At 58.1% G+C, this 6,910-nt stretch carries 5 protein-coding genes and 3 pseudogenes; 5 read left to right on the top strand and 3 right to left on the bottom strand.

The annotated features are described in order from the left end of the window. Nucleotides 1–149: 149 nt before the first annotated feature. The 3 genes and pseudogenes from istA to Q6D67_RS19870 all read right to left on the bottom strand — a co-directional run. Nucleotides 150–789 (bottom strand): annotated as a pseudogene (istA, locus tag Q6D67_RS19880) (IS21 family transposase); the annotation flags it as partial. A gap of 110 nt (nucleotides 790–899) precedes the next feature. After that, a complete protein-coding gene (locus Q6D67_RS19875; protein ID WP_304707419.1) occupies nucleotides 900–1,262 on the bottom strand; it encodes a hypothetical protein in 363 nt (120 codons plus the stop codon). Between the two features lie 250 nt (nucleotides 1,263–1,512). Then, nucleotides 1,513–2,232 carry a CPBP family intramembrane glutamic endopeptidase gene (locus tag Q6D67_RS19870; RefSeq protein WP_304707418.1) on the bottom strand — a complete coding sequence of 240 codons (720 nt, stop codon included), beginning with the start codon at nucleotides 2,230–2,232 and terminating at the stop codon, nucleotides 1,513–1,515. 127 nt (nucleotides 2,233–2,359) lie between these two features. On the opposite strand from Q6D67_RS19870, the gene Q6D67_RS19865 reads away from it, so the two are divergent. The 5 genes and pseudogenes from Q6D67_RS19865 (at nucleotide 2,360) to Q6D67_RS19845 (ending at nucleotide 6,878) form a co-directional block, all read left to right on the top strand. Then, nucleotides 2,360–2,593, top strand: coding sequence for a transposase family protein (locus tag Q6D67_RS19865; RefSeq protein WP_304707417.1), 234 nt, complete (start codon nucleotides 2,360–2,362; stop codon nucleotides 2,591–2,593). An 18-nt stretch (nucleotides 2,594–2,611) separates the two neighbouring features. Further along, nucleotides 2,612–3,349, top strand: a pseudogene (locus tag Q6D67_RS19860) (transposase). After that, nucleotides 3,327–3,575: pseudogene (locus Q6D67_RS19855) on the top strand (YajD family HNH nuclease); the annotation flags it as partial. The pseudogenes Q6D67_RS19860 and Q6D67_RS19855, both read left to right, overlap by 23 nt. A gap of 372 nt (nucleotides 3,576–3,947) precedes the next feature. Beyond that, a complete protein-coding gene (locus tag Q6D67_RS19850; RefSeq protein WP_304707416.1) occupies nucleotides 3,948–5,138 on the top strand; it encodes an IS481 family transposase in 1,191 nt (396 codons plus the stop codon). A gap of 1,023 nt (nucleotides 5,139–6,161) precedes the next feature. After that, nucleotides 6,162–6,878, top strand: a complete 717-nt coding sequence (locus tag Q6D67_RS19845) for an SDR family oxidoreductase (RefSeq protein ID WP_304707415.1) — start codon at nucleotides 6,162–6,164, stop codon at nucleotides 6,876–6,878. The last annotated feature ends 32 nt before the right edge of the window (nucleotides 6,879–6,910 follow it).

Below are 6,910 nucleotides of genomic sequence, written 5' to 3'. Positions count from 1 at the left end.
GACAAAACCCTTCTTGATTGGCTGAACTCCCTGTAGCCGATTATGTGGCCAAATGTCCGTGGTCCGCCGGTGCAGTTATTGCCATTCGGTCGTTATCCGTCACATAACGGGGATGGGCACATAACCCCGATTATGTTCCCGGGAACATAATCGGGGACGACCAGCTCCGGCACGCCGCCCATAAAACGGAAGGCGCGCTGATGGGAGCCAATCCAGTCCGGCAAGCCCTGGGTCCAGGTGGCCTCGGCGCAGGTGTAATTGGAGGCGCCCAATACCGCGACAAAGATCTGCGCACCGCGGATCTCCCCGGTGACGCGGTCGATCACCGGCACCGTCTGGCCGGCATAATCGACAAACAGCTTCTCGCCAGCCCGATGGTCCTGGCGCATGACCACATCCAGCTTGCCCTGCCAGGTCCGGTAGTGCTCGCAGAACCAGCTGTACTGGTAGCCATCGGGGTTGGCCTCCCGGTACTCCTGCCAGAGCAGGAACAGGGTGACGTGCTTGTGCTTGAGCTCCTGGTGGGATAACCAGCCAGTCGGGCACGCCCCGAGCCTCAGCCGGCAAGTCCGGTGGGGGCGGGAACAGCAGCCGCTCCAGACGGGTATCGTCAAGACCGGCTGGCAGGGGCCAGCTCACGCCGGCCTCCTGTGCCCGGCGCAGGTATTCCCCGACGGTGGGACGGCCAATGCCGCAACTGGTCGCAATCTGGCGATTGCTCATGCCTTTGCCCCACTTGAGGCGAAGGACTTCCTTGATTTTACGCATGGATAACCTCTTTGCAGGCATCTGATCCCCTCCGGTTGGAAAGGGCCAGAATACCGGTTAGTTATCCCGCGTCGGTTGGCTCCTGATGGGATGCCAAGCCGCGCTGCCAGGGTGGCAGCTTTGCCGTGGAATCAGTGGCAGCATTCGCGTGGAATGGGTGGCAGGCTTCGTCTGGAATCAGTGGCAGGCTTGGTCTGGAATACGCACCATTGCGTTGTTGGTGGCGATGGCGCCACCCGTACCCGGGCAAACGGCGCGGTGATCGTGGGTTTTGATGTGCCGCGCAGCATGCCGCGCTGGGTGAGATCTTTGCGGGCGGCGTACATGGCTTTGACACTGAGGCCATGCGCCTGAGCATAATCCTTGGTGGTTTGATTGGCCTTGGCACAGGCGCGCAGATGCTCAAGCCAGAACTGCTGGCGTTCGGTGAGTTCTGTCTGCGTGCGGGCTGCAATGGCGCCGCTGTTGATGGATCGCTGAGAAATCTCCGACATGGGGCGTGCCCTCCAGGGCTGATGATTCGGAGGGTGTAGCATGCGCAGCTCGGGGTGGCGTTGGCAGGGCGGGGATTATTTAGCGCTCACGCCAAATTGACCAGTGGTGTGCGCAGCGGGAGTTCTTGCATATGATTTAATGTTGGTACCGGAGGCCGTCCTCGAACACGCCGCTGCTGGCAAAGGCATTGCGCGAATGGAAAGGGCGAAGAGGGCGCGCTCGCTTTCTCTTGCCCGCCGACCGCCGCCCCTACGCCCCCGGAAAGAACACCCCCGCCCGGCCCAGGAAGACCGCCGTGATGAAGGTGCTGTTCACGAAGCCATGGGTGAGCACGGCCAGCAGCAGGTTTCGCCCGGAGGCGTAATACACCGTCCCGAAGATGAGCCCGGTCGTGCCCGAGAGCAGAAGCCCGGTGGGGCCCTGGTATCCGTGCGACAGGCCGAAGAGGACCGCCTGCGCGATGACGGCGAGGACGAGGGTGAGGGGCAGGCGGTGAAACAGCGCCTCGAACCGGTTCATCAGGAATCCGCGGAAGACGAGCTCTTCCCCGATCGCCGCCGAGCCCCAGACGACCACCACCATAAAGGCGAGATAGGCGGCCCATTGGCCCTCGATCAGGAAAATGAAGGCCGAGACGTCGAGCGGCGGCAGGCCCATCGCGACGACGGCGCGCAGGCCGAGCCCGTAGACCACCACGACCACGAAGGCCGCGAGCGCCAGCGAAAGCAGGAGCGTGCGCGCGAAGGCGCCGCGCCCGAACAGTCCGAGCTGACGCCAGCTCTGCCTTGCCAGGTAGAGAAGGGCGGTCGCGGCGAGGACCGGCACGAGCTGCAGGACCAGGATCGGAACCGTCCTGAACAGGTGAAACTCCGGCGGCACATACCCCGCCGCGACCTGGCCGGCGAAGATCGCGCCCGCGATAATGAGAATTTCCAGAACGGCCCGGACGGGCCCGACAGAAAGGGGCATGGCTCAGCTCTCCTTTAGGTTCTTCAGGTTCGGCAAGGCGCGAAACGCCTCGGCTCTTCATCATTAACGGGGGACACCGGCATTCATTAAACTGATTTTGCGACGATCAATTTAATGGAGAATACCGATGTCCCACGCAGGAACGATTATAGGCATACCGGGCCTGGAGATCGAACGGGTAAAGCGCAGTCGCGGTATTGAGGTCTGGGCGAGGCCTTACCGCAGGCCGCCCTGCAAGCACTGCCAGAGCCCGGATTTGAGGATCAAGGCCACCCACAAGCGGACGGTGAAGCACACCCGCCAGGGTAATCAGGTGATGATCCTGCACCTTCGGGTGCCCAAGTACCACTGTCAGGGCTAAGGCTATGCCGCCACCTTCGTGGACCTGAAGAAGCGCAAGGTGTTCGATGTCAAACGGGGGCGCTCAGAACCCAGTTTACGTCGGTATTTAAAGGGGCTGGAGGGCCGCGGCAGCGTCCAGGTGGTCGTCATGGACCTGTCCGAAACCTACCGCAGCATTGCCCAGCGCTACTTCCCCAATGCGACCATTGTGGCAGACCGGTTTCATGTCGTTCGGTTGATCAATCAGCACTTCTTGAAGGTCTGGCAGCAGTGTCATCCTGAGGGGAGAAAAAACCGGGGGCTGCTCAGTCTGATGCGACGGCATCAATGGCGTTTGAGCGACGAACAGCACGCGAATCTCATGGCCTACCTGGCGGATTAGCCGGTGCTGCAGGCCCTCTATGTGGCCAAGCAGAAGCTGGTGCGCTTCATGCTGCTCAAAACCCTCACAGCCCGTCGTTCGAGGGCCAAATTGCCACGGTATCTTGAGCTGCTGGAGCAGCTGCGGGACAGCCTACTCCGGAACCTGGCGAAGACACTGACCAGCTGGATGACGCCCATTATCGCCATGTGGCGCTTCAGCAGGAGCAACGGGATCACCGAGGGTTTCCACACCAAGATGGAGATGATCTCGAGGAGGGCCTACGGCTTCAGAAACTTTGAGAATTATCGTTTGCTGAGCATAAGATTCGTCTTACGGGTATTGATGCGCCTGAGCGGGGACAGCCATACGGCACCGCATCGACATGCGTGGTCGCTGCGCGCGAGAGTTTGACCGTAAGAACTTGTCGGAGCTGACGGTCCATCATGTCGATCATAACCACGACAATAATCCCGGCGACGGCAGCAATTGGGAGCTGCTTTGTGTCTACTGCCACGACGAAGAACACAGTAAGTTTGAGAGCTATGTGCGCTATGGCAGCACCGAGGCCACTCGAGCAAAACCAGCAACTCATAATCCCTTCGCTGATCTGAAGGCGAAAATGGAGGACAAGAATTGACGGCAGGATAACTCGGCCCCGCTACCGCGGCGGGAAACACCCCATGTGCGTGTGTAATATCCCGGTGCTGACTAGACGGCCTTGACGACCATGGGTACAAAGATCCCCTCTCGGCCACCAGACCCGTGGTCAGCCACCAGCACCCGGGAATGAACCCCAGCAAAGCTTCGATAGGCGGAGCCCAGGGGAAGGACAGGGACGCGGTTACTGATAGTACGGATGCACCACTTTCGCTTAGTGGGGACTAATATAGGGACGTGGGATAAAAATTATCTAAGCTATTGATTTTATTGTGAGCTTCCCGACACATAGGTTCCACTTTATTCCGGGCACATAGGTTACACAATTGAGGTATTTGGAGGAGGACTCCAAATGCCCTGGAAAGAGTGTAACTGTATGGACGAGCGCCTCAAATTTGTAGCCCGCCTGTTGGATGGCGAGAAAATGGCGGTCATGTGTCGGGAGTTCGGCATCTCCCGCAAGACCGGGTATAAAATCTTCAATCGATTCAAGGATTGCGGGATTCGTGGTCTGGAGGACAAGGCCCGCAGCCCCTACCGGCACCCGAACAAGACGCCCTTTCAGATTGAAAAAGCTATCCTGAAGATTAAGCGGGAGCACAAAACGTGGGGCGCACCCAAAATCCGGGAGAAGCTGATCAAGGAATTTCCGGTGATCAGGCCACCGGCTCCCAGCACCATCCATGCGATCCTTGATCGACATGGGCTGGTTACCCGCCGCACTCGCAAACGCTACAAGGCGAAGGGCACAGAGCTCAGTGCAGCCCAAAATCCAAACGCTCTGTGGTGTGCTGACTACAAGGGTGAGTTCCTGCTGGGCAACCACAAGTACTGTTATCCACTGACAATAACTGACCAACGCTCCCGGTATCTGCTGGCCTGTGAGAGCTTGGAATCAACCAAAGCAGCGGGCGCTTTCCCCGTATTTGAGCGCGTTTTCCGGGAGTTCGGCTTGCCCGCGGCTATCCGGACCGACAACGGAGCGCCTTTCTCCTCGCCCCACGCCTTGTTCGGGCTGAGCCGGCTATCCGTATGGTGGCTGCGCCTGGGCATTGCGATAGAGCGGATCAAGCCAGGCAACCCCCAGCAGAACGGGCGCCACGAACGGATGCACCTGACCCTGAAGAAGGAGGCCACCAAGCCTGCCAGCTTCAATTTCTTGCAGCAGCAGGGCCGGTTTGATGAGTTCATCGAGGGTTACAATAATGACCGCCCTCACCAGGCCCTTGGGGGCATGTATCCGGGTGAGGTGTACACACCCTCAGCCAAGGAATACTTCCATCCAGAGGTGCCAGAGTATCCCTTTCACGACCGCACCATCCTGGTCACTCAGTGCGGAAGAATATGTATCGGGCGACGCAAGGTAAATCTCAGCACCGTGTTTGCGGGCCAATATGTGGGGGTCAGGGAGGTCGCTGACGAGATCTGGCTTGTCAGTTTTATGGATTATGACCTAGGATTCTTTGACCAAACCGAGAACAGGGTGGAGCCGGTGGGGGCTAACCCATTCGCTCCGAAAGTGTTACCCATGTCCTCGGAATAAACTGTCACCTATGTGACCGGAAAGGACCTTGTGCTAGTGGTGCCGGAGATATGAATTTTTGCCAGTCTCAGCGTGTCGCAATCAGTCGTGAAAAGTCGATAAATACAGACGTTCATTAAATTTCGTTGTTTCTCTCCGTTTCATGTTGTCGCGTCCAATTGATTTTCCTATGTAGGGATAGAACTGGGGATCTGAAAGTTCGAATTCCAAAGAGGGTAGCATCACACAGGAGGGTATTGGAGGTGCCGAGACTCGCGCGGGAGCATCTTTGATGCCGAAGTCCGCCACCTGAAATCGGCCATAGTCCGAACCGCAACCAACAAGAGTGCAGCCTGTCCCAAACCGCATTCGGTCGGTGGTGCTGGTGGCCTGTACCTCTACTGCGTCACGCAATCCTCGTCTATTTGGTACTCGTGAAATATCCTGATCCCCTCCGGTTGGAAAGGGCCAGAATACCGATTAGTTATCCCGCGTCGGTTGGCTCCGGATGGAATGCCAAGGCGCGCTGCCAGGGTAGAAGCTTTGCCGTGGAATCAGTGGCAGCATTCGCGTGGAATGGGTGGCAGGTTTCGCCTGGAATCACTGGCAGGCTTGGTCTGGAATACGCAGTCGTGTGTGCCAAATTCTGAAATATATAGGCTGCATTGAAGTAGCCGTGCATGGCCATCGTCAGCCAAGCTGCAAAAACCACGCTCAGGCCAAAAAGTGTGACTGGGTCAATAATTGGAAAAACCGTCTATTTGACGCGACTAATTGGACTCACGTAATAGGGTGCAACGACCCTGTGAACAACCGCACATCGTATTGTCACGATGAAAGTCTAGGTGGCCATACTGCCCGGCGGTAACCAGTATGTCGATGTCCATGATGTTGCTGGGGTACGTCTGGCCCTACTGAAACTACCGATTAGCTGTAGGCTCATGCGCGTGTCAGGTGGCTTGTCGACTGCTTGCGTTAAGATTTTCATATTGGCGCGCTCCCCAACGTAACGCCAAAGAAAACTCATTGACGGGAAAGCACACTGTGCCATGCTTGGCCTGCTGCGAACCCACCGCCAGCCGAAACCTGCGCGAGGCCGGTTCACAAACCAGGAAACAGCCAGAGACGCTGGCAGTGGAGCTGGAGGGGCGGGTAGAGACCCGATTGCTACAGGCTGATCTGATCACGGAGGCCGGCCGTGCACTGGTGTGCGAGGCGATTGTCGAGCAGGGCCCCCTGGAATTCCTGGTCAACAACGCCGGCTTTGGGGCGACGGGGATTTTTGCCGAAACAGATCTGGAGTCGCAGCAACAACAGGTTGACCTGCATATTACGGCGACTCTCGCGCTGACCCACGCTGCACTTCCCGCCATGCTGGAGAGGAAACATGGGTTCATCATCAACCTTTCATCGGTTGCCGCATTCTCGGCCTATCTTGCGGGTATGGTTTACAGCGGCACCAAGGCCTTTCTGAATCTTTTTTCCGAGGGACTGCAAATGGAGGTGGCTGACCGGGGATTGAAGATCCAGAGCCTTTGCCCCGGCTTCACTTACAGCGAGTTCCATGACCGGGAAACCATAGCGCGGGCGGGCTTCAGCCGGAGCCAGGTGCCGGAAGAGGCATGGATGACGGCCGCGGCAGTGGTAGAAAGCAGTCTCGCAGCGCTGACTCGCAATAAAGTCATCGTAGTTACCGGTGAACACAACCTGGCAGTCGCCAGCCAGGGTGTCAGGGAGCAGCTGAAGCAATTGAGTGAGTGACGGTTCAGCGATTTCCTGCGACCTCGGCGCTG

This window comes from Haliea sp. E1-2-M8 (assembly GCF_030649675.1).
Classification (GTDB): Bacteria; Pseudomonadota; Gammaproteobacteria; order Pseudomonadales; family Halieaceae; genus Haliea.
Note: the sequence above shows the minus strand (reverse complement) of the source record. Positions and strands in the feature narration are given on the sequence as shown.

Bases quoted from the DNA above. Each gene is read 5' to 3' on its own strand.
- Q6D67_RS19865 (WP_304707417.1), top strand. From the start codon at position 2,360: ATGTCCCACGCAGGAACGATTATAGGCATACCGGGCCTGGAGATCGAA.
- Q6D67_RS19850 (WP_304707416.1), top strand. From the start codon at position 3,948: ATGCCCTGGAAAGAGTGTAACTGTATGGACGAGCGCCTCAAATTTGTA.
- Q6D67_RS19875 (WP_304707419.1), bottom strand. From the start codon at position 1,262: ATGTCGGAGATTTCTCAGCGATCCATCAACAGCGGCGCCATTGCAGCC.
- Q6D67_RS19870 (WP_304707418.1), bottom strand. From the start codon at position 2,232: ATGCCCCTTTCTGTCGGGCCCGTCCGGGCCGTTCTGGAAATTCTCATT.